General features: G+C 48.2%; 1 protein-coding gene. It reads right to left on the bottom strand.

What is annotated here, in order from left to right:
* Window positions 1–1,031 (bottom strand): condensation domain-containing protein (locus HFE01_RS26350; RefSeq protein WP_243208292.1); only part of this gene is annotated, 1,031 nt, incomplete at both ends.

Here is a 1,031-nt window from a genome sequence, read left to right as displayed (position 1 = left end):
ACCAGATGACCTCGAATTTGCTCTACGCTTTCCCGTTCAAAGGCCAGGGCATTATACCCGAAGCTCATGTGAATGGTATTCCCCGGCAGCACTACCACGTTAAAGTCATAGTTGGTCTGCTCGACAGACTCGGCTCCTGTGATGGTGAAGCTGGACGCCTCACCGCTACCTAATTGCTCGATTTGTTCCTCGACCGGATAATTCTCAAAAATAAGAATATGATTAATCAAATCCTGCTTAAGCTCTGACAGCCCCTGAATTTCATACAGCGGATACGTATCATACACATGGGAAGCAATCGATTGCTCCTGGGTTTGCTTCATCACGTCGGAGAATAGATTGTCCACTTGACTGCGGATACGCACCGGAATCGTATTGATAAACAGACCAATGATATGCTCCACGTTCGGAATGTCTGCCGGACGTCCAGATACCACGCTGCCAAACACGACATCATCGGTGCCATTATATTTTTGCAGCAAAAGGCCCCAAACGGTCTGCATCAACGTATTGATGGTCACCTGATAACGCTTGGCTATACGCTGAATACCAGCTGTTAGCTCTACGCCCAAATCAAAATCCAGACGCTCCGCCTGATACCCTGTTTTGCCCTGGATTTTTGCCTGTGGCAAACGGGACTGCTCCTCATATCCATCCAGAACCTTGCTCCAATAACTTGATGAGGCCTGACGATCCTGCTGCTCCAGCCATTCGATATATTGACTGTACGGGGTTACAGGGGCCAGTTTCGGTTGTTTATGAGCCAGGATCGCAAAATAGCTTGCAAACACTTCGTTTGTCACCAGTGACAAGCACCAGCCGTCCATCACGATATGATGGAAGCTCCATACAAAACGGTACGTATCCTCACCTGTGCGCAACACAGCGACACGCATCAAGGCGTCTTTTGCTAGATCAAAACCTCTTTGCTTGTCTTTACGTGTAAATTCGAGCATGTACTCGTTTTGCTGCTCTTCCTCCATATCCCGCAAATCCTCAACATACAGTTCACTGCGCTTATTCCGGTACAC

The sequence above is a fragment of the Paenibacillus sp. EKM10P genome (assembly GCF_011800655.1).
GTDB classification, from domain to species: domain Bacteria; phylum Bacillota; class Bacilli; order Paenibacillales; family Paenibacillaceae; genus Paenibacillus; species Paenibacillus polymyxa.
Note: the sequence above shows the minus strand (reverse complement) of the source record. Positions and strands in the feature narration are given on the sequence as shown.